General features: G+C 37.2%; 22 protein-coding genes. 6 read left to right on the top strand and 16 right to left on the bottom strand.

Annotated elements, in window-relative coordinates; genetic code table 11:
* Positions 1–26: 26 nt before the first annotated feature.
* The 12 genes from AB4J89_RS08730 to yddG all read right to left on the bottom strand — a co-directional run bounded on the left by AB4J89_RS08730 (position 27) and on the right by yddG (position 10225).
* Positions 27–1175, bottom strand: coding sequence for a 1-propanol dehydrogenase PduQ (locus AB4J89_RS08730; protein ID WP_088494444.1), 1149 nt, complete (start codon positions 1173–1175; stop codon positions 27–29).
* A 7-nt stretch (positions 1176–1182) separates the two neighbouring features.
* On the bottom strand, positions 1183–1446 hold the full coding sequence (locus tag AB4J89_RS08725) for a EutN/CcmL family microcompartment protein (protein WP_036934514.1): 264 nt from the start codon (positions 1444–1446) through the stop codon (positions 1183–1185).
* A gap of 26 nt (positions 1447–1472) precedes the next feature.
* Positions 1473–3140, bottom strand: a complete 1668-nt coding sequence (locus AB4J89_RS08720) for an acetaldehyde dehydrogenase (acetylating) (RefSeq protein WP_088494443.1) — start codon at positions 3138–3140, stop codon at positions 1473–1475.
* Between the two features lie 73 nt (positions 3141–3213).
* Positions 3214–3492, bottom strand: coding sequence for a BMC domain-containing protein (locus AB4J89_RS08715; RefSeq protein ID WP_006536328.1), 279 nt, complete (start codon positions 3490–3492; stop codon positions 3214–3216).
* Between the two features lie 14 nt (positions 3493–3506).
* Positions 3507–3791, bottom strand: coding sequence for a BMC domain-containing protein (locus AB4J89_RS08710; RefSeq protein ID WP_006536329.1), 285 nt, complete (start codon positions 3789–3791; stop codon positions 3507–3509).
* A 20-nt stretch (positions 3792–3811) separates the two neighbouring features.
* The gene (locus AB4J89_RS08705) at positions 3812–4090 is read right to left on the bottom strand and encodes a BMC domain-containing protein (protein ID WP_004249182.1); all 279 of its coding nucleotides are present in this window, start codon (positions 4088–4090) and stop codon (positions 3812–3814) included.
* 677 nt (positions 4091–4767) lie between these two features.
* Positions 4768–5286, bottom strand: a complete 519-nt coding sequence (locus tag AB4J89_RS08700) for a FidL-like protein (RefSeq protein WP_006536331.1) — start codon at positions 5284–5286, stop codon at positions 4768–4770.
* On the bottom strand, positions 5286–6140 hold the full coding sequence (locus AB4J89_RS08695; protein ID WP_311755240.1) for a winged helix-turn-helix domain-containing protein: 855 nt from the start codon (positions 6138–6140) through the stop codon (positions 5286–5288). The genes AB4J89_RS08700 and AB4J89_RS08695 overlap by 1 nt, the downstream gene beginning before the upstream one ends.
* A 26-nt stretch (positions 6141–6166) precedes the next feature.
* On the bottom strand, positions 6167–6754 hold the full coding sequence (locus AB4J89_RS08690; RefSeq protein ID WP_088494441.1) for a TetR/AcrR family transcriptional regulator: 588 nt from the start codon (positions 6752–6754) through the stop codon (positions 6167–6169).
* A 365-nt stretch (positions 6755–7119) separates the two neighbouring features.
* Positions 7120–7653: a hypothetical protein gene (locus tag AB4J89_RS08685; RefSeq protein WP_194951322.1), complete on the bottom strand. Its 534-nt coding sequence runs from the start codon at positions 7651–7653 to the stop codon at positions 7120–7122.
* Positions 7654–7781: 128 nt separating this feature from the next.
* On the bottom strand, positions 7782–9056 hold the full coding sequence (locus AB4J89_RS08680; RefSeq protein ID WP_088494439.1) for a bifunctional O-acetylhomoserine aminocarboxypropyltransferase/cysteine synthase: 1275 nt from the start codon (positions 9054–9056) through the stop codon (positions 7782–7784).
* A 254-nt stretch (positions 9057–9310) separates the two neighbouring features.
* A complete protein-coding gene (gene yddG, locus AB4J89_RS08675; protein WP_102949452.1) occupies positions 9311–10225 on the bottom strand; it encodes an aromatic amino acid DMT transporter YddG in 915 nt (304 codons plus the stop codon).
* An 875-nt stretch (positions 10226–11100) separates the two neighbouring features.
* Between yddG and AB4J89_RS08670 the strand changes: the two genes are divergently transcribed.
* The 6 genes from AB4J89_RS08670 (at position 11101) to AB4J89_RS08645 (ending at position 16924) form a co-directional block, all read left to right on the top strand.
* Entirely contained in the window at positions 11101–11661 is a 561-nt protein-coding gene (locus tag AB4J89_RS08670; RefSeq protein WP_088494438.1) for a fimbrial protein, read from the top strand.
* 97 nt (positions 11662–11758) lie between these two features.
* Positions 11759–12439, top strand: a complete 681-nt coding sequence (locus tag AB4J89_RS08665) for a fimbria/pilus periplasmic chaperone (protein ID WP_088494437.1) — start codon at positions 11759–11761, stop codon at positions 12437–12439.
* 37 nt (positions 12440–12476) lie between these two features.
* Positions 12477–14996, top strand: coding sequence for a fimbria/pilus outer membrane usher protein (locus AB4J89_RS08660; protein WP_368468937.1), 2520 nt, complete (start codon positions 12477–12479; stop codon positions 14994–14996).
* Positions 14996–15514 (top strand): fimbrial protein, encoded by a 519-nt coding sequence (locus tag AB4J89_RS08655; RefSeq protein WP_088494435.1) that lies wholly within the window; start codon positions 14996–14998, stop codon positions 15512–15514. Before AB4J89_RS08660 ends, AB4J89_RS08655 begins: the two co-directional genes overlap by 1 nt.
* Positions 15514–16587 (top strand): fimbrial protein, encoded by a 1074-nt coding sequence (locus AB4J89_RS08650; protein ID WP_088494434.1) that lies wholly within the window; start codon positions 15514–15516, stop codon positions 16585–16587. The genes AB4J89_RS08655 and AB4J89_RS08650 overlap by 1 nt, the downstream gene beginning before the upstream one ends.
* Before the next feature lie 25 nt (positions 16588–16612).
* Entirely contained in the window at positions 16613–16924 is a 312-nt protein-coding gene (locus AB4J89_RS08645) for a helix-turn-helix domain-containing protein (RefSeq protein WP_088494433.1), read from the top strand.
* A 136-nt stretch (positions 16925–17060) separates the two neighbouring features.
* Here AB4J89_RS08645 and potD read toward each other — a convergent pair whose 3' ends face one another.
* The 4 genes from potD to potA form a co-directional block, all read right to left on the bottom strand.
* On the bottom strand, positions 17061–18104 hold the full coding sequence (potD, locus tag AB4J89_RS08640; RefSeq protein ID WP_088494432.1) for a spermidine/putrescine ABC transporter substrate-binding protein PotD: 1044 nt from the start codon (positions 18102–18104) through the stop codon (positions 17061–17063).
* 111 nt (positions 18105–18215) lie between these two features.
* Positions 18216–18995 (bottom strand): spermidine/putrescine ABC transporter permease PotC, encoded by a 780-nt coding sequence (gene potC / locus AB4J89_RS08635; RefSeq protein WP_088494431.1) that lies wholly within the window; start codon positions 18993–18995, stop codon positions 18216–18218.
* Positions 18992–19852, bottom strand: coding sequence for a spermidine/putrescine ABC transporter permease PotB (gene potB, locus AB4J89_RS08630; protein WP_023583058.1), 861 nt, complete (start codon positions 19850–19852; stop codon positions 18992–18994). The genes potC and potB overlap by 4 nt, the downstream gene beginning before the upstream one ends.
* A complete protein-coding gene (gene potA / locus AB4J89_RS08625; RefSeq protein WP_194951326.1) occupies positions 19836–20951 on the bottom strand; it encodes a spermidine/putrescine ABC transporter ATP-binding protein PotA in 1116 nt (371 codons plus the stop codon). The genes potB and potA overlap by 17 nt, the downstream gene beginning before the upstream one ends.
* Between the last annotated feature and the right edge of the window lie 379 nt (positions 20952–21330).

Raw genomic sequence — 21330 nt, 5'->3', positions numbered from 1 at the left:
CTAATCGGTATTAATTCGGTTGAGCATTAACTGTGTGATACACCGGCAAATGCCTGACGATACAATGTTTCTAATTGGTGTGTGTTCACGTCACGTGGATTTGTCGGCGTACAGCTATCTCGTAAAGCCTGTCCGACCATTTCCGTTAAACGGGCATAAAAGTCCGCTTCACTGACACCGGTATCGCGAATACTCTTCGGCATACCCATTTCATCTTTCAATACATTAATGGCGACGATTAAACTGGTTACCCCTTCTCTTACTGTGTTAGCCGGAAGTCCTAAGCTTTGAGCAAGATAAGCGTAACGTTTTGCTGCTTCACTATTACAATCACCATGAAGATTGGCGTTAAAGGCAACGACATGTGTCATCAATAACGCATTTGCACGACCGTGAGGAACGTGGAATACACCGCCTAATGCGTGGGCAAGACTGTGAGTAATACCCAACGAAGCATTAGTAAATGCCATCCCTGCAATACAAGATGCGTTATGCATTTTTTCGCGAGCAGGTAAGTTGTCACCTTGATGGTGGCAATCAATAAGATGACCAAATACTAACTTGACGGCTTTCTCTGCCATTGCATCAGAAAAATCAGATGCCGCTTTAGAAACATACGCTTCTAGTGCATGACAAAGGACATCCATACCTGTATCTGCGGTGATCGCAGGTGGTACAGATTTCACCAACTCAGGATCGAGAATGGCGACATCAGGCAACATAAACTCATCAACCAAGACCAGTTTTTCACTGCGTGATTTGATCACTGAAAAAGAGGTCACTTCCGAACCGGTACCGCTAGTAGTTGGGATAGCAATAAATTGTGGTTTTGTTCTGTTGCTCTCTTTACGGGTATGCCAGAGGGAGTACATAACGGCTTTCGCAGCATCAATCACTGATCCACCACCGAGTGCGATAACCAAATCTGGATAATGCGCATCCATCATCTTCATGCCACTTACGATGGCTGAAATATCCGGATCTGAAGCAACATCATCGTAAACTTGGAACTCGACACCCCGTTGCATTAACTTGTCAGTGACTTTATTTGCAAAGCCAAACTTCACCATTGCTTTATCTGTCACCACAAATGCGCGGCGGGCAGTTAACCCAGAAAGAAAATCCAGTGCATTGGTGCCAAACTGAATTTTGGGTTTTATCAGAAACTCACTCATGTCGTTATTACTCCTTACTGTCCCGATAAACCTTCTCAACAATGGCAACCACTGACATCGCTTTGTAACGCTCTTTATTCAGTGCGAAGTATTCTTCAGCCAACACAACATCGTTGATACCTGCACCTACACTATCCACTGCAACATACGTTTTATTTTTCAGTGGCTTAAGCTCATCATCTAAGGTGGCTATCATTAATAAATTGCTACCTTTAAGTTCTGGGCTTTTCTGTGTCGCTACTACGTGTCCGATTACCTTTGCGAGGATCATGGTTTATATCGCCTTATATCAATGAGTTATTTACTCAGACGTCCGAGAACTTCCTTGATAATGCGTTCCACGTTTTCTTCGGTAATATCACCTTGTTCAATCACTTGTTGCGCACAAGCACTGACCGTCGTTGCATAAGGAGATGCGCCAAAACGATCATCACCTTGAGTTTGACGTTGTGCAGTTGCACATTCAGCATGAACAGGCGTTAAAGAAGGTGAACGAAAACGATCATCATCAAGAATGCTGGTCTGGTGATTTGCGCTAGAAACAGCACAAGCAGAAACAGCAGGTTGAGCAGCTTCTTGTGCTAAAGGACAAGGTTGTTTCAACTCTTCAACGGTACGCACGCCATAACCTACTTTACGAATATTCAGTAGATTCATTGGGCCGACATTGTCAGAGCTAGAACCGCCCCCAACAGCACCGCAACCTAAAGTAAGTGCAGGAGTAATATTGGTTGTTGCACCGATACCGCCTAATGCCGCAGGGGTATTAATCAGAATACGGTTAACCGGTTTTTCTAAAGAGAACTGACGAATAACATCTTCATTCTTGGTATGAATAACTAAGGTATGACCTAAACCTTCGTTAGTCAGTAATTGCACCACACGATCGCACGCTGATTTCCAATCTTCTTCGATATACATCCCTAAGATTGGGCATAGTTTTTCACGTGAATACGGATTTTTTGGTGAAACAGTATCTTGTAATGCGATTAATACACGCGTATTTGCGGGTACACTAAAACCTGCACGCTGGCTTAAATAAATCGCATCTTTACCCACAACCGCTGGGTTAATTGTGCCGTTAGCACGCAGTAACATTGAAGCCACTTTTGTTGCTTCTTCGTCATTCATAAAGTAAGCACCTTGCGCTAATAACTCGCGGTGAACTTCGTTATAAATGCAACGTTCAACGATAATGGATTGCTCTGATGCACAGATAACCCCATTGTCGAATGTTTTACTGGTGATAATATCGCTCACTGCTTTTTTGATATCGGCACTGCGTTCGATAAAGGCAGGGCCATTACCTGGACCACCACTGATTGTCGGTGTGCCTGATGCATAAGCTGCACGCACCATACCTTCGCCGCCAGTCGCTAAAATTAATGACACATCTTTGCTGTGCATTAATTCTTTTGTCGCTTCGAGTGTTAGTAATGTCACACCATCAACGATACCTGCTGGCGCACCGGCTTCTAGCGCTGCTTTTTTAACAATTTCTAACGCACGGAAACTACACTGTTTTGCATTTGGATGCGGAGAGAAAATAATCGCATTACCCGCTTTCAGTGCAATTAGGGTTTTATAGATAATGGTTGATGTTGGGTTAGTTGAAGGAACTAACGCCGTGATAACACCTAAAGGCACGCCAACATCCATGACTTTTTTCACTTTATCGTCATTGATGATGCCAACGGTCTTCATGTCTTTCATATGTTCATACACACGCAAGGACGCGAAGGTATTTTTCAGGACTTTGTCTTCCCACTTACCAAAGCCTGTCTCTTCGTTTGCCATTTTTGCCAGCTCTTCTGCATGACGAGCTGCTTCAAATGCAATGTGTTTTACAATACTGTCGATTTTTTCCTGCGAAAACTTAGCATAAACAAGTTGTGCATTTTTCGCGTTACGAACTAGCTCACGAGCCAGTTGTCTGGATTGCAAATCTTTATCTAATGCAACCATGTCTTCCCCCATACAGGAGTTAAAAAATTTAGCTGAATAACTTATTTCTTTGCTTTACAGCACGCCTGAAAAATCAGGCTTTGTGCTGTTGTGCGATTTTCTCGATATCGTTATGCGGTCTTGCAATAACACGAGAAGTCACCACAGTGCCGATACGTTTTGCCGCTTCAACACCTGACTCAACCGCTGCATTTACTGCACCGACATCGCCTTTCACCATTGCTGTCACTAAACCTGAACCGACGTTTTCATAACCAATCAGTTCAACATTGGCTGCTTTGCACATTGCATCAGCAGCTTCAATGCAAGCGACAAGACCTTTGGTTTCAACTAGACCTAGTGCTTCTTTCATATTTATTTCCTTCGTTATTCAGTCACTTTGTACTGGGCAACGATTTTTTGAATATCGTTATGTGGACGAGCGATAACTAATGAAGTCACAACAGTACCAACACGTTGAGCAGCTTCTAAGCCAGATTCCACAGCGGCTTTAACGGCACCGACATCACCTTTCACCATTGCAGTAACTAAACCTGAACCCACATTTTCGTAGCCGATTAACTCAACATTTGCCGCTTTACACATCGCGTCAGCTGCTTCAATACAAGCAACCAGCCCTTGAGTTTCAATAAGTCCTAATGCATCACCCATACGTTCTCCTAAGGCAAAAACTATGCCTTGTGTTTGATAACAATCTTGTTGATGTCATTGTGAGGACGAGCAATCACGAGCGATGTAACAACTTCACCCACGCGCTGTGCTGACTCCACACCTGAATCTACTGCAGCTTTCACTGCGCCTACGTCGCCTTTCACCATCGCAGTCACGAGACCTGAACCCACATTTTCATAGCCAATAAGTTCAACGTTCGCGGCTTTACACATAGCGTCAGCGGCTTCAATACATGCCACCAGACCTTTGGTTTCGATCAGACCTAATGCATCACCCATTTTCATTTCCTCCGAGAAGCCGTTTAACGGTTTACGTTTGCCCATTGTGTCTGCGTGGTGATTTTTTAAACGCAGACTTTGGTTTCAAAATCACTATAACGCGTAAAAACGAAAACAAAATATAAATCCATGATATGAACATATATAGAATTTAACTCTGCTATTTAGTGTTTTTTATGCCTACATTTATATATCCATGCTGTTAATTTGTTTTTTTCATCGTTATAAATTTATTGATCCCCGCAAAAAATAGATGAAAAAACAGGCGAATTAACTTTGTTAGGAGGATGTTGAAAAGGTGCAAAAAGGCAGTACATATTGAGGAGAAAGATGTGCGAGATATCACTGATATTTCAATGTGAGATCAATAATTGAAAAAGGCTAAATCGAGTCTATATACAAATCGTGCTATTTTTTTGTTGATAACGTATTTATTAAATCTAAACCTTCATTGCAGTGTATAAAAAATAAAGGTGAGTACTCTTATGTGATAAAAATCATGCAGACAATCCGTTCAAATTACGGAATAAGTAAAACGCTAAATCTAAGAGCTAAACCTAAGGCTAGGTGAGAATAGAAAGTCAATAAAATGGATGGGATGCATTGAGTTTTAGATAAACAAAAAGGCGGCTATATAGAGGCCACCTTGCAAAAATAGATTCAGATAATCAGGACAATTAATCGAATTTACTACCCGGTTTTAAGGTACAAATATAGAGCGGTGAATTGAGCGAACTTAATAGTAATGTTTTTTCATTTAGCTTCTGTGCATTAATAAATAGCCCATCATGGCTATCTGACATTTCACGCATAAAATAGTCAAAAATAACGTCTGGAGATTCATCGATTGATGATGCACTCGCATCCCATTGGCTAACAAAATAGTGACGTTCAGTCGGTGAAACTCGTTTAGTTGTATAATCAAATTTCACATAACGTTGTAAATACAACCATCCTGCTTTTGAAGTAGTATATCCTTCAACAACAATCGATCCTTTACCATTGGCACCAAATGAAAAATGAATATTGCCATTTACATTTTCATCTTCCATATTTTCAAAACGCATAATGCCTTTGGTTGAACAAACCATGACACCTTCATTTTTAATGGTTAATAATCTTGTGGCTGCATAAGTGGCGACCAAGATAAAAATCAGGGCCGATAAAAAACATAAAAGTTTCCCTGAGATTTTCATTAGTATTTCCAAGAATAGTAAAAGTAATTGTCGCAATAACTAAATGGATTATCTTCATTCTTTGCACAGTGCGCTAAAAATACTCGCCCCAATCCATTTGTTTGTAATTTATCACCATAGAAGAAAACAAATCGCTCACCTTTCACACACTGTAAATTAAGCTTCTTTCTTACAGCATCAAAATTTCGAACATAATTATCACTTACCGCAGAGTTAATCATGGCTTCATTAGAGAGTAATTCACAATCATTGTGTGTTAATGGTGTCAGCGAAATTGGCTTTGATTGATGTTGATTAAAAAAAATGATCACCGCAAGAAATACTGCACCTAATAGAAAACCAATGCTGGCTAAATACCAACAAATTTCTGGTTTCTGTTTTTGTTGCGGTGCTTCTTCTTGTGTAGACTCTAAAGGTGCTTGAGTTAAAGATAAAGGTGTCGTTGTTTCAACGGCTATTTTGTTTTCATCCTTAACTAAAATAGGTTCTTCTTCATTTGTTTGAGTTGAAGGTAATAACGTTGAATCATCAATGAGTTCAACTGAAATATCCGGATTGAACTCTAATCGCCCTTTCGCAATAGTGACAATGATATTTTCAATACCATAATGACGAAATGTTTTTCGTAATAAACTCAAATATTGGTTTAAATTACTGTTTGATGAAACCAGCCCATTATCATCCCAAACACGTTTTAATACTTCATCACGATTAACAACACCTGGATGCTGAATAAAATAAAACAGTAACGCATTTGCGGTAATAGAAAGATGTGTATCAACACTCTCTTTTTCTAACGATATCGCGCCATCCGTTGCGTCGTAATAAATTAAGGCATTTATTTTGTATTTCATTGTGCCCTCATTCATCCTGATTAAAATTACTGATTTGCTGTGTTTGCCATATAGTCAAATGTCATCTCAGATAATCTTTCAACTAATGCGCTACGCTCTTCTTGTGAAATCGTAGGGCCTTCTGTTAATTCAGATAACCAAAGACCATCTGCGGCATAACGAATTAATGTACCTAAATAGCTATTATCTAATTTATCGCCTTTGGCTAAATGATCTAACATCCAATCTCGCCAGCATTTACGCATAATAGGCTCGTTTGGCATTGCTAAAGACAGTATAGCTAATTGGCGACTTTCGTCTGACTGTTTTAAATCAGAAATATAAGTTAAATATGCGCGAGAAAAACGCCCCGCTTCAATAGGATCATTTTCCATAATAACTGCAATGCGACTATCCATAATACCTAATAGCCGTTTAAATACTGCCTGCACCAATTCTAATTTTCCGGGGAAATGATGAAGTAGACCACCTTTACTTACCCCTGCTTCTTTTGCTACGGCATTTAAAGAGAGGGAAGCTATTCCTTCATTAGCCACAATAACACTTGCCGCTTCCAATAATTGCTCTTGAACTCGGATAGGGTCTTTTTTTCGGTGATGCGCAGTTGTATTCATGCATAGGATGATACCGACCAGTCGGTATGTTCCTTATTGATCGAAATCAATCTGATTTCGACTGATGCTTATTATATGTAAATAATGGAGTTGACTTCACATTCCTTTATTTTTTAATAAAACTTAATTTAAAAAATAAAATTATTTTATAAAATTGATCTAATTAATTAAATTGAAATTTAAGGATAATTAAGATTTGATTTTTATCAAAAAATAAATATGTTTATTATTTCATCTATTAATAAAAGTTAATAAAAATAAAGAAATCGATATCTATTGATTTCTTTATTTTAAATTACGACTATTCGGGCATATAGATTATTATATCTTTATGCAGATACATTTTATTAAAAATATAATACCATTTAAATGGTATTATATTTATTTCCATCAGAAAGAGCAGCCTCGTAAGGCTCAGAATAAATATTTTCACTAGATTCTTCTATGCTATCAACTACAATACTATATTCATCTTCAATTACTGATGATTTATTTTCATTCCTTGACTCAGGGAGTTTTCTTATTAAATCTAAAATATTTTCATTTATTTCTTCATATATAGGATCTTCTTTATTATTCATTTCTTCATATATATTCCTTCCTTCATATATGTCGTTTTCTATATTATCTATTTCTCCATTCACTTGATCTTCTGTCGTATTCATTCCACATTTTTCATTTAAAAAATCCTTTAAATTACCGAGTGAAGTTTTTTTTGGATCATTATGATTAATAAGACTCAGATCTGTTGCTGCTTGTCTAAAAGAAGTATTACTATTAAATAAACCCGTTATACCCGAACGAAGACTAGAAAAAAAATCGACAACACTGTTTATTGCTTTTCCTGCTCCTGTTGTCAGTTGATTCACTGCATCTCTAAATATAGAAGTAATATTCATTATATATCCTTATATTAAAAATAATAAAATTAATCCTTCTAAAATAGATTAGTAAATTTAAGAAATTTAAGTATAAAAAAACCTCCTTTAAATAAAGAAGGTTTTAAATTGATAATTGATAACTGTAATTAAATGCTAGCTTTTAATGCCTGCTCTAAATCTGCAAGAATATCGTCAATATGCTCAATACCAATAGATAAACGAATTAAATCTCGTGAAACACCCGCGCGTTCTAATTCTTCATCATTTAATTGGCGATGAGTGGTTGAAGCTGGATGACATGCTAATGATTTTGCATCACCAATATTCACCAGACGAACAATAAGCTGCAATGCATCAATAAATCTAGCTCCTGCTTCTGCACCACCTTTGATCCCAAAAGAGAGAATACCGGCTGGTTTACCTGACATATAACGTACCGCTAAATCATGCTCAGGGTGATTGCTTAAACCTGCATATTTCACCCATGCAACTTGAGGGTGATTTTGCAGATATTCTGCCACTTTTTGGGCATTCTCAGTATGACGATCCATACGCAATGCCAGTGTTTCTAATCCTTGTAGGATCAAGAATGCATTAAATGGCGACAACGCCGCACCAGTTCCACGCAAAGGCGCAACACGACATCTTGCTATATAAGCAGCGGCACCAAAATGCTCGACATAATTTACCCCGTGATAAGAAACATCAGGTGTATTTAATATCTCAAAACGATCTTTATGCTCAGCCCAAGGGAATTTACCGGAATCAACAACAATGCCACCGATAGAATTACCGTGACCACCAATATACTTGGTTAAAGAGTGAATAATAATATCCGCACCATGCTCAAAAGGACGGCATAAATAAGGTGTTGCAACCGTATTATCAACAATTAAAGGTACGCCATGACGATGAGCTACATCAGCCAATGCTTGAATATCGACAATATTTCCACTTGGATTTGTGATGGTTTCACAAAATACCGCTTTTGTTTTATCGTCAATTAACGCTTCAAGAGCAGCAATATCATCATGAGGAGCAAAGCGGGCTTCAATACCAATACGAGGGAATGTGTGCGCCATTAAATTATAAGTGCCACCATAAAGCTTAGCGACAGAAACAATATTATCCCCCACTTGTGCAATAGTTTGAATTGCATAAGTGATAGCCGCCATGCCTGATGCTACGGCAACTGCCGCAATTCCACCTTCTAATGCTGCAACACGTTTTTCTAATACGTCATTGGTTGGATTCATTATTCGGGTGTAAATATTACCAGGCACTTTTAAGTCAAAGAGATCCGCACCATGCTGCGTATCATCAAATGCATAAGATGTTGTTTGGTAAATAGGTACAGCAACGGCTTTTGTAGTTGGATCAGGTGAATAACCCGCGTGAACAGAGAGTGTCTCAAGTTTCATAGCAATTCCTTTTTTGTTGCATTTGTTCTTATAGTATTACTTATACTCTAAATAATTCGAGATGCAGCTAGGCGACAAGTGAATAAGTCACTAATCAGTAACACTACAACTTGAAATATGATGAGTATAGATAAGCCGATATTCATCTCATCGCATAGTGAAAAAATTTCAACTTACACAAATGCTTCTTTTTTTAAATAGCATTTATTGAGCCAATGACCTCTATTTATATCAATATTTAACTTAATAACCCTCTATTTTGCCGTTTTTAGTGGTTTTATCGTTTTTTGACGAGTTGCCAACCAGCAAATTAAAGAGCCTCCTGTCACCATCATTACCCCTTGCCAAAATGAGAAAGAGAGTGCGGTAGACAATAATATTGATGAGAATGCAGTAGAAATAACGGGAGTAAAATAAGAGAGTGTAGCTAATAAGGTCACATTGCCTCTGATCATACCAACTGTCCAAGCGGCATTTGCAAGCCCAATAGCAGCACCTGTTATTAATAATAGCGTGATGCTTTTTGTATTAACGATCCACTCTACTGGCGCTGAGAATAGGTATTGCCCCCACAAGGCAAGTGACGTTAATAGAAAGAAAGGTACAATGCCGTTATTCCCGCCAGACATAAGGCGAGTTAAATTACTATAAAACGCCCATAAGATGGCACCTGAAAACGCCAATATATAGCTTAATGGATTACTTTGAATATTCTTCCATAAACCGTCAATTGTCAGCGGATTATCACCACTAACAACCCAAACTAATCCACTAAATGCACATAATAATCCAACAATCAGCAAAATAGAGAATCGCTGTTTATTAAGTATTACGGCAAGGGCTAACGTAAAACTAGGCCATAAATAGTTAACCATTCCTAGCTCTATGGCTTGTGTTCGGTCTGTTGCAAATCCTAAAGCCAGAGATAAGCACACTTCATAAGTGACAAATAATAGTCCCCCCCAGAAGAGATAGCGTTTAGGAAAGCGTGATAACTTAGGTACACCTAAGATCAAAATAAGAAAGAGTGTGCCTGTGGTATAAATCAGTGCAGCACCCCCTACGGCACCAAAATACTCACTAATATTACGAATTAAGCCAACAATGGTGCTCCAAAGAAAAATAGCAACAATGCCATATAACGTCCCTTTTGATGAGCTAGATATCATTTTGTGCCTTCAGATTTAAGATTTTATCATTAGAACCGATATTAAAATAAAACCAGCATAATTGCTTTAATCACTTTTATGCAAAAATAATAAAAAAAATTGAATGGTGAAACATTTTGTTACAATTAATATCAAGTAGAAAACACATTGATCTACTCCCATAGGTAGTGAAAAAAGTATCATCAATTTTATATTTTTAAAATATGTCTTTTAATTTCAACTTAAAATGAATAAATAATATTTCTACTTTTTTTATAAAATATAAATTTAAAATTTATATTTGAATAAAGAAACAGACAATATTGTCTTTTTTGATCACAAAAAGTGTTATTTTTTGTATCATTCTATAAATAGTTTCACTATGAAATATATTTTATGAAACATCATCTTATAAGTATATTTACATCATCTTTTTAAGACATTCTTTATTGGAATTAAATAACAGAGCAAAAATAAAAATTAAAAATATGATGTATATCAACATGATACAAAACACCCAGAGAATCATTAGATAAAGTAATATATTTATCCACTTTTTAACACTAACTATTACCGATAGTTATCACAACATCAATAGGTACCACCTATAAAATAAGCTAAAAACGATCGTTTAAAACGATTTCTCTATTTTTTTTAGCACATCTATAATTTTTGAAAATTTGACTTAGGTGTGAATATGACTGTTTTATCGTTTTTACGATAATTGCGGTAATCAGCTCTCTGTTGAATATATATAAATAGCCTTACGTCACACGTCTAAAAATAATTTATCCCCTTTTATTCTCTATCTAAGAATAGGAAATAAATAGAGTTAACCGTTAGCTTAATTTATTAAGTTAACGGTTAGATATATATTTAAAAAATAGGAACAATTAATGAAAAAGTTATTATTATCTGCAATTATCACTTCTGCAATGGCAGTTATTGCAGCACCTGCATTTGCAGAAGACACTGGTACTCCTGCACCAACAGAAGTAACAGTCAATGGCGGTACTGTTAACTTTGAAGGTTCTGTTGTTAATGCAGCCTGTGGTGTTGATAGTAGCTCAGCAAATCAAACTGTTCGTTTAGGTCAATTCCGCGTTGCCGAATTTACCAAAAAAGGTGATGAAACAGGTCGCATTCCTTTTAGTATTAAATTAAATAACTGCGATATTACAGTTTCAACATTAGCTGCAATTACTTTTAATGGTACCGCTTCTGATGGCGATGCAAACGCATTTGCATTACAAGGTAGTGGTGCGGCTGCAAATGTAGCATTAAAAATTACTGACTCAAGCAGTAAAAATGTTATTCCAGGCCAGCCATCAACTACTCAAAAGTTAATTGAGGGCGAAAACCAATTAAATTATAACGCATCTCTAGTTTCAACTGATGATACTGTTAAGGCGGGTAGCGCAAACGTTACCACAAACTTTATGGTTACTTACTCTTAATCGCTAATCATTTTTGATTGATATCTTATTGCCAAGGACGGCATATTTTTATCAAAAAAATAATTGTCCTATATTCATTGTCTAATATATTTCTATTATGAAAAAAATACTTATATTCCTTATTATTTTTCTCTTTCCATTATTATCTTATTCTAATGGTGTTTCATTAGGTGCCACACGTATTATTTATAACTCTAATATTAAACAAACCAATCTTGTTATTACTAACTCAGATAAAGAAAATAGCTTTTTAATTCAGTCATGGGTTTCTGATAATCAAGGAATTAAAAATAATGATTTTATAGTAACACCTCCTTTATATATTCTTGATGCCAATAAAGAAAATGCATTAAGAATTATGTATACCGGAGTACCATTACCTGAAGATAGAGAAAGTTTATTTTGGATGAATGTAAAAGTGATCCCTTCATTACAAGATGAACTAGCTAAGGAAAATACACTACAAATCGCAATACAGAGCCGAATAAAGCTTTTCTATCGTCCCGGAAATTTACCTGCTTATAATGAAAAATTTGCAAATGAGATTTCTTTTTCTTACCTGAATGGTGAGCTTATTGCGAATAATCCAACGCCTTATCATATAACTATGGTCAATTTAGCAGTAGTGGATAATCAACTTCCTGCAAGCATCATGATCAATCCGTTATCTCAATTAATTTTAGGGAAAATAAAGAGTAATGCGAACCTAATTTCATTCCAAACAATCAATGATTATGGCGCACAGACGGCTGTATTAAAAAAAGAAATTTCTCATTAATGATTACATCGGCTCCAAGCTTTTTGGTCAAAAAAACATGATTAATAAAAATACAGCTCATTTTTTCTTTTCTGGTGCTATCACTATATTAATGGCGTTGCCATTTTTAGCACACAGTGCAAACCGATTTAATCCTGCATTTTTGGCTGACTCTCCCGATTCTGTCGCTGATTTAAGCTATTTTGAGGCCGGAAATAGTATCAAACCAGGGGATTACCCTCTTGATATTATTTTTAATCATGAATATCTGAGAACAGAAAATATCCGTTTTATTAGCCAAGATAAAAATGTAATCCCTTGTTTAAATAAATCTTTTTATCAATCATTAAATATTAATACTAAAATATTTTCTGATATTGAGAATGCCTTAGATAATCAATGTATTAATATTGAAGACATTATTCCTGACTCTGTTGTTAATTATGATATTGAGAAGCAAGCATTAAAAATTCAAATTCCTCAAGCTGCTTTAGATCTTAAAGCTCGTGGTTATATTCCACCAGAGAAATGGGATAACGGTATTACTGCGGGAATATTAAATTATACCTTTAGTGGAGCCAATAGTTGGGGAAATTCCCATAATAATAGTTACTATCTAAATCTACGTAGTGGGATCAATATTGGTGCTTGGCGATTAAGAGATTATTCCACTTGGAATTCATCGAATGGAAAAAACCAGTGGAACCATATCAATACTTATCTTCAACGCAATATTGTATCGTTAAAAAGCCAATTACAAATTGGCGACAGTTATACGTCATCAACACTTTTTGACAGCATTAATTTCCGAGGTATTTCCTTAGAAAGCGATGACACCATGTTGCCTGATAGTCAAAGAGGTTTTGCTCCTATTGTTAGAGGAATAGCTAATAGTAATGCCAAAGTCGTTATAAGACAAAATGGCTATATAATTTACCAAACCTTTGTCGCTCCCGGAGCATTTGAAATTAGAGATCTTTATCCAACATCAAATAGCGGAGATCTCTATGTTTCTATTGAAGAAAATGACGGCGGAAAACAGGATTATGTAGTGCCGTATTCTGCGGTACCCATTTTACAGCGAGAAGGTCAAAAACAATTTGTTATTCAAGCGGGAGAAATTCGCCAAAATAACCAAAATAAAAAGCCACGCTTTTTACAAGGCCACCTAATTTATGGATTGCCTTATGACACAACAGTATATAGTGGGGCTTTAGTTACAGCGGATTATCAATCTTATGCACTTGGGGCCGGTAAAAATATGGGCACTTTGGGCGCATTATCAACGGATATCACTTTTGCTCATAGCAAACTACCCGATGATTCGATATCTGAGGGCTACTCTTTACGCTTTCTCTACGCAAAATCACTTAACCAATTTGGTACAAATTTTCAATTATTAGGCTATCGCTACTCTACTTCTGGATTTTACACCTTAGAAGAGACGCTCAACACGCGTATGTCTGGTTATCTCTATGAAGATAATCAACAAACACCTTCACGCTATTTTGATCTGCGTAATCATAAAAAAGGCAGTCTCCAGATCAATTTGTCACAACAACTTGCTGATTATGGCTCTGTTTTTATGACAACACACTGGCAAAACTATTGGGGAACAAATGAGAAAAATGTATTAATACAAACGGGTTATAACGGCAATGTCAAAGGGCTTTCTTACAATATTATTTATAGTTATAACCGCATGATGAATAGTGGAGAACGAGATCAAACACTCTCCCTTGGGGTTTCTATTCCGTTACAACTTCTTATGCCTTCAAGTTATCAATCCACCAATAGTGCCTATCTCACTTATAACTACAGCCATAATAATAACGGCTATTCTGCTCATAATGCAGGTGTTGCTGGCACATTACTCGATGACAATACATTAAATTACAGTGTCCAACAGGGATATAGCAATCAAGGTGGCAGTTATACAGGAAGTGCATCTCTTGGATATCAAAGCCGATATGGCAATCTCAATGCAGGTTATAACTACCATCAAGATGCTCAACAACTCAATTACAGCCTTGCAGGTGGTATGTTGTTACATAGTGAAGGGATCACATTAAGTCAGCCATTAAGTTCAAATACCATTTTAGTTGATGCCGGCAAAACAGCAGATGTGCCTATTGATAATGCAACGGGGATTTATACTGATTGGCGCGGATTCGCAGTCATTCCCTATGCCACAGCTTATCGCCAAAACAAAGTTGCTCTTGATACCACAGCCCTCCCTGATAATGTTGAAATTGAGCAAAATATTCAGCAAGTTATTCCTACTCAAGGTGCAGTTATTAAAGTTAACTTTGACGCCAAAACAGGATATCGCTTATTACTGACATTAAGACAACAAGGACGACCTCTACCTTTCGGTGCAATTGCCACCGATAAGCTAAATAATCTCTCCGGTATTGTGGGCGATGATGGTTTGCTCTACCTCTCTGGTGTACCGCTCTCAGGTCTATTAGATATTCGTTGGGGCAATGGATCGTCCAAACATTGCCAAGTGAACTATCAACTACCTCTTGAACAACAGAATGAGCCCTTTGTAAAAATGACACAGGAGTGCCAATAATGCGCAGATTAATGCTTGTTTTGGCTTTATTGATGCTTTCTATAAGTAAAGGCAATACTTATGACACTTTGGTTCAAATTAATGCCCGAGTAACTGGCAACACTTGCACGGTAGAAACCAACTCAAAAACAATTACGGTAAAACTAGGTAATATTGCGACTAAAGATTTCACTTCAACGACGATCGCTCAACAACGTACACCTATTATCCCTTTTAGTATTAAGTTGGTAGATTGCCAACCCGAAGCCAGCGGCGTGAAAGTCAGCTTTAAAGGAACACCTTCTGCATCTGATAATACATTACTTGCAGTTAATAAGGATGGTGCTCAAGGTGTTGCTATTGCGCTTATGGATAAGTCAGGCACACCTATTGCCATCAATGAAAAAAGCCAATCTTACCTGTTATTGCCTAATCAAGATAATACCTTGCAATTCTACGCCCAATACATCGCAACACATTTACCAGTCAGTTCAGGGCAAGCTAATGCGACTACGACTTTTTTACTGGAGTACCAATAATGAAATATTCCCTTTCTTTCTTATCATTACTGGTTTTTTTAGTGTTTATTCCTGAAAAAATGGCATGGGCAGTGGCAGATCCTCTTATTGTATCACCTGTACCAATGAGTTTTGATGGTGCAGCGGATGGAACGCCAGCTGGTACTCCAATCACTTCAACATGGATTGGAGAAACATCCGTTCATAATGGTTTTAAATGTGAGAACAAATTTCTACAAAAATGCTGGGTTGAAACGCTCTATGCTAATGCATTGGGTTCAAAATTAAGTGGGATCTACTATTACGAAGGTAGCAATCGATATCCAGTGTATACCCTTGCTGGTGTAAAAGGTATTGGTTATGCCTTTGGTTTAAAAGATAATAATGACAATGTTTCTTATGTTCCTATTGATGTAGGCACAGGCTCAAGTGCAACAATTATTTATCCCGCAGCAGGATCAACAGTAAATAAAGGCGTAGACCGTGTTTCATTAAAAGCAAAAGTTGTCTTTGTTGTCACTGACGAGCACTTAGAAACGGGTGTTTATAATATTCCTTACACCGTAATTGCCAATACTTGGTCTGAATATGGGGGTGGGCATAAGGGAAATAACACATCACTTGTCGCAATAAATCCCGTAACAATCACCATTAAAGCCCGTGGTTGCACAGTAAATACCAAAAACCTAACCTATGAGTTGGGTGATATCTCAATGAGAGATATGAGTGCTATCGGGTCGACCTCAAAAACACAAACAAAACCTATTTCAGTAACTTGTGATACCAATGTTCACTTGTATGCCAGCATGACCGATCAATCTACTTATTCTAATAATACGGATATTCTCACATTAACATCAGATTCAGATGCATCAGGTATTGGTATTCAATTTTTCTTTAATGATACCCCTACACCAGTAACTTATGGACCTGATATTAGTGCTACGGGACAACCTAATCAACGCTTACTTCATATAACAACATCTAATAACGAAAACTACACATTAAACCTGTCAACTCGGTATATCACGACTGGAACACTAAAACCTGGTAAAGCAAACGGGTTGGCCAGTCTGACTTTTTCTTATCAATAATGATTTGAATTTTTAAGGTTGATAAATGATAGATAACAGCAAAACCATTAATTTTCGTATAGGCCAGCGAATACGCCATTTACGAAAAAAATTAAAATGCTCAGGTACTTTATTTGCTAAAGAATTAGAGATAAGCCAGCAACAGCTTTCTCGTTATGAACGTGGAACAAATAGGATCAGTATAGAATTAATTTATCGTATCTCTGAGAAATTTGATGTTCATATTAGCTATTTCTTACAAAGTAACCATGCTTCAAGTATTGAACAACGAAGAAAAACTCAAGAAAAAAATAATCGGTTAATTGCCGAAAGCTGTATTAAGAATGATTTTAATTAAGCGTAGTCTATTTACGCTTTTCCTCATCACCGACTCTCTTTTACTTCTCTTTATTTTTAATTAAATAAAAAATGTATTCTCTTCTCTTATAAAAAAGCCACCTTAAAGGTGGCTTTAGCATAAAACATGAAAATGATTAACGACCCGCTTTTAGTTTCTGGTAATAACTTTCATATAAAACAGTTGCATCACCAACATCGTTTTGCCATTCACCTTTATTGATAATCTCTTCACTTGGATAAAGTGAGCTATCTTTTGTGATGGTATTTGGCAATAATTTTTGTGCCGCTAAGTTAGGAGTTGGATAGCCAATATTTTCAGCTACTTTTGCTGCAACTTCTGGGCGTAATAAGAAGTCGATAAGTTTATGAGCACCTTCGACATTCTTGGCATTCGCAGGAATAGCTAAGCTATCCATCCAGAAAATGCCCCCTTCTTTTGGCCACACCATTTCAATAGGTGCACCCGCATCGCGCGCAATAAATGCCGAGCCATTCCAAATCATCCCTAAATTAACTTCCCCTTGCATATAAGGGTTAGCGGGATTATCTGAATTAAATGCTAATACGTTTGGCATCAGTTTTTGCAGCTCTTTATAGGCTTCTTCAATCTCTTTAGGATCGGTTGTATTGCCTGAATAGCCTAATTTTAATAATGCCATTTGGAAAACTTCACGGGCATCATCGGTTAATAACAGGCTATCTTTATATTCAGGTTTCCATAAATCTGCCCATGACGTTATGTCACTCACATCAACTTCATCACTATTAATACCAATAGCGGTCGCACCCCAAATATAAGGAATGGAGTAGTCATTTTGGGGATCGAATGATTTATGTAATAAACTAGGATCGAGATTATCAAAATGGGTTAATTTTGATTTATCGATTTTTTGTAGCATTCCTTCATGACTCATTTTAGAAATAAAATAAGTAGAAGGAACCACCAAGTCATAAGCACCATCTTTATAGGTCTTTAACTTGGTATACATGCTTTCATTGGATTCGTAGGTGGAATAAATCACCTTAATCCCAGTTTCTTTCGTAAACTGTTCAAGCAGACCAGGCGGAACATACTCCGTCCAGTTGTAGAAATATAATGTCTTACCATCATCAGCCGATGCTGTGCCGATACTTAATGCCATTACGCTGGCAGCAAGTACTGAGGACCACTTTTTCATTTATGTTTCCTTCAGTGGTTGATGCGTTAATATCAAATAGGCAGCGAGCCTACCTCCAACAGATTGGTCTTCAAGACCCCAAAAGTGCGAGAAACTCGCACTAATACATGTTTATGCTTTGCCAGTTCTGTCTCTTAAGATCAACTGACTAATTAACACTAATACTAAGGATAGACCTAAAAGGATGGTTGCAAGCGCATTCACCTCAGGTGAAACCCCAACTTTTACCATTGAGTATATTTTCAATGGCAAAATTTCATAGCTTGGGCCCGTCACAAAAGAAGAAACCACAACGTCATCCATAGATAACGTAAAGCTTAATAACCAACCTGAAGCCACTGCTGGCATCGCCAGAGGCATAATGATTTTACGCAAAATAGTAAATTCACCTGCCCCTAAATCTTTAGCTGCTTCCAACATTTTCACATCAAATCCACTTAATCGTGAGTACACAGTAACCACAACAAAAGGCAGACAAAATGTAATATGTGAAAATAGAAGCGACCAAAATCCTAATGAAACACCTAGGATCATAAACAGTACAAGCAACGAAATCGCCATAACAATATCTGGCGACATCATCACAACAAACAGCATTCCACCGACAAATTTTTTGCCACGGAAACGGTAGCGATAAAGAGCAACTGCCGCTAACGAGCCAATTAATGTCGCAAATGTCGCAGAAGTGACCGCCATTGTTAATGAATGTCCAGCTGCTTGAAGCAGACTGTCATTATTAAATAAAATGGTGTACCAATCTGTGGTAAATCCTTTCCAATTAATCCCGAAACGTGATGAGTTAAAAGAGTTAACTATCAGAATGATGATCGGGATATAAAGATACGCGTAAATAATGGACATAAATCCACCACGCAATAACCGTCCTATCATTCTATTTCTACCTTCTTATGCAGTAGCTTCACGGCTCGGTAATACACAAACAGCATTAATCCCATCACCAATGTTAAGCAAATACTTGTGGCTGCACCGAAAGGCCAGTCACGAATATTTAAGAATTGGCTCTTAATTACGTTACCAATTAATAAATTTTTCGCACCACCCATTAGATCAGCGACAAAGAATAAGCCCATTGCAGGTAGCATTACGAGTAAACAACCCGCAATAATTCCCGGCATTGTTAATGGAATAATAATACGAATAAAGGTCTGAAATTTATTAGCACCTAGATCACGCGCTGCTTCTAAACAAGGTTTGTCTAACTTTTCAATGCTGGAATATAACGGTAATACCATGAAAGGTAATAAAATATAAACCAGCCCCAGTACAACCGCTTCTGGGGTATAAATAATTCTGAGTGGTTTATCAATAAGTCCAATCCACAACAGGAATTCGTTAAAATAACCTTTGGTACTTAGGAATATCTTTAATCCATAAATACGAATAAGCGAGTTTGTCCAAAAAGGTACAATCAATAAAAACAACATTAGTGGTTGTATTTTTTTAGGCATTTTTGCAAGAAAATAAGCAAAGGGATAACCTAATAATAAACAAGCTAATGTTGCGACTACTGCCATATTAATAGAATGCAGTAACACTTCTGCATACATAGGATCAAATAAGCGATAGTAGTTATCGAGTGTAAAGACCATCTCGACAAGATTGGCATCATCACGTGTTAAAAAACTGGTCGCAATGATCATGATATTCGGCAAGAAGACGAACACCATCAACCAACCCACAACACCGGTAATTACGATGTTTTGAAATAGTTTACGTGTTTTCTTCATCTGCCAGCACGACCTCCCAGCTTTCAACCCAAGTTACTGCAATTTTTTGGTCTAACGAGTGATCAACATCCGGATCATCTTCATTAAAGAACTCACTGACCATTACCACCTTGCCATTTTCCATTTCAACAACAGAATCTAGCGTCATGCCTTTATAGTTACGTTCACGAACATAACCAATTAGCCCAGGAAGGTTTTCGAGATCGTGAATTTCTTCAACACGGAGATCTTCAGGTCGAAGCAATACTTTGAGTTTCTGGTTTTGTGTCACAGGTAATGTGGTGTAAATATCACATTCATGACCTTCAACATCAGCACGAATACGCGTTTCATCAATACGATGGAGAACGCGAGCATCAAAGATATTAATTTCACCTATAAATTGCGCAACAAACAGATTTGTTGGCTCTTCATAAATTTCACGCGGAGTACCATCTTGCTCAATACGCCCTTCACGCATCACCACGATCCGGTCTGACATCGTCAGCGCCTCTTCTTGGTCATGAGTCACGAAAATAAAGGTGATCCCTAATTTACGTTGTAAGGCTTTTAATTCATTTTGCATCTGTTTACGTAATTTGTAATCCAGGGCAGATAATGATTCATCAAGCAATAAGACCTTTGGTTTATTCACAACAGCACGCGCAATCGCGACACGTTGTTGTTGTCCACCAGAAAGGTGTGCAGGACGGCGTTGTGCGAAATCTTCAAGTTGCACCATACGCAAAGCTTCTTCAACGCGAATGTTAATCTCATCAGCAGGTGTTTTCTGCATACGAAGACCAAATGCGACGTTTTCAAAAACAGTCATATGTGGGAAAAGCGCGTAACTTTGAAAAACCGTATTTACAAAACGTTGTTCCGCTGGGATATCCGTAATATCTTGCCCATCAAGGATAATTTGCCCATCGTCAACGTCTTCTAAACCCGCGATTAAACGCAAAACCGTCGTCTTACCACAGCCCGAAGGACCGAGGATGGTTAAAAACTCGCCATGGTTGATAGTGAGATCGAGGCGGGAAATAATTTGTTTTCCGTCGAAACCTTTACTTAAGGATTTTAATTCGACAACAGGTGTCAGAGATGTTTTCTCAGTCATTTAAGGTAATACTCTATCCCGAAGAATAATGCAGATAGAACCGCCACTGGAAAAGACTGTGTGAGCTGCCGGAGCATTATGCTCCACAGAAGCCCAAAACCAGCGACGCCGTATGTATAGTACAAGCGGAAAATGATAAACGCAGTGGCGTGAAATTGAAAGCAAAAAGGTGCATAAACAATGAAAAACTATTCATATTTAAGTTTTTCATAATAAACCACACCCTTCGAGGATCATGATAAAAACCCAATAAAATCAAAATATTATTGATTTATACAAATCGTAAAAAACGACTAAGTTTATGATTAAATAAATTTTCTCTTAGAAGTTGTCTAATCACCTTATTTTCCTATAAAAACTTATTACCACGTTTATTTGC

Origin of the sequence: Proteus sp. STS61-E (genome assembly GCF_040932335.1) — a bacterium.
Lineage (GTDB): Bacteria > Pseudomonadota > Gammaproteobacteria > Enterobacterales > Enterobacteriaceae > Proteus > Proteus mirabilis_B.
The sequence above is the reverse complement of the archived record's forward strand: the minus strand, read 5'-3'. Positions and strand labels throughout refer to the sequence as shown.

Coding starts and splice junctions, on each gene's coding strand:
- AB4J89_RS08730 (WP_088494444.1), bottom strand. CDS start 1,175: ATGAGTGAGTTTCTGATAAAACCCAAAATTCAGTTTGGCACCAATGCA.
- AB4J89_RS08725 (WP_036934514.1), bottom strand. CDS start 1,446: ATGATCCTCGCAAAGGTAATCGGACACGTAGTAGCGACACAGAAAAGC.
- AB4J89_RS08720 (WP_088494443.1), bottom strand. CDS start 3,140: ATGGTTGCATTAGATAAAGATTTGCAATCCAGACAACTGGCTCGTGAG.
- AB4J89_RS08715 (WP_006536328.1), bottom strand. CDS start 3,492: ATGAAAGAAGCACTAGGTCTAGTTGAAACCAAAGGTCTTGTCGCTTGC.
- AB4J89_RS08710 (WP_006536329.1), bottom strand. CDS start 3,791: ATGGGTGATGCATTAGGACTTATTGAAACTCAAGGGCTGGTTGCTTGT.
- AB4J89_RS08705 (WP_004249182.1), bottom strand. CDS start 4,090: ATGGGTGATGCATTAGGTCTGATCGAAACCAAAGGTCTGGTGGCATGT.
- AB4J89_RS08700 (WP_006536331.1), bottom strand. CDS start 5,286: ATGAAAATCTCAGGGAAACTTTTATGTTTTTTATCGGCCCTGATTTTT.
- AB4J89_RS08695 (WP_311755240.1), bottom strand. CDS start 6,140: ATGAAATACAAAATAAATGCCTTAATTTATTACGACGCAACGGATGGC.
- AB4J89_RS08690 (WP_088494441.1), bottom strand. CDS start 6,754: ATGAATACAACTGCGCATCACCGAAAAAAAGACCCTATCCGAGTTCAA.
- AB4J89_RS08685 (WP_194951322.1), bottom strand. CDS start 7,653: ATGAATATTACTTCTATATTTAGAGATGCAGTGAATCAACTGACAACA.
- AB4J89_RS08680 (WP_088494439.1), bottom strand. CDS start 9,056: ATGAAACTTGAGACACTCTCTGTTCACGCGGGTTATTCACCTGATCCA.
- yddG (WP_102949452.1), bottom strand. CDS start 10,225: ATGATATCTAGCTCATCAAAAGGGACGTTATATGGCATTGTTGCTATT.
- AB4J89_RS08670 (WP_088494438.1), top strand. CDS start 11,101: ATGAAAAAGTTATTATTATCTGCAATTATCACTTCTGCAATGGCAGTT.
- AB4J89_RS08665 (WP_088494437.1), top strand. CDS start 11,759: ATGAAAAAAATACTTATATTCCTTATTATTTTTCTCTTTCCATTATTA.
- AB4J89_RS08660 (WP_368468937.1), top strand. CDS start 12,477: ATGATTAATAAAAATACAGCTCATTTTTTCTTTTCTGGTGCTATCACT.
- AB4J89_RS08655 (WP_088494435.1), top strand. CDS start 14,996: ATGCGCAGATTAATGCTTGTTTTGGCTTTATTGATGCTTTCTATAAGT.
- AB4J89_RS08650 (WP_088494434.1), top strand. CDS start 15,514: ATGAAATATTCCCTTTCTTTCTTATCATTACTGGTTTTTTTAGTGTTT.
- AB4J89_RS08645 (WP_088494433.1), top strand. CDS start 16,613: ATGATAGATAACAGCAAAACCATTAATTTTCGTATAGGCCAGCGAATA.
- potD (WP_088494432.1), bottom strand. CDS start 18,104: ATGAAAAAGTGGTCCTCAGTACTTGCTGCCAGCGTAATGGCATTAAGT.
- potC (WP_088494431.1), bottom strand. CDS start 18,995: ATGATAGGACGGTTATTGCGTGGTGGATTTATGTCCATTATTTACGCG.
- potB (WP_023583058.1), bottom strand. CDS start 19,852: ATGAAGAAAACACGTAAACTATTTCAAAACATCGTAATTACCGGTGTT.
- potA (WP_194951326.1), bottom strand. CDS start 20,951: ATGACTGAGAAAACATCTCTGACACCTGTTGTCGAATTAAAATCCTTA.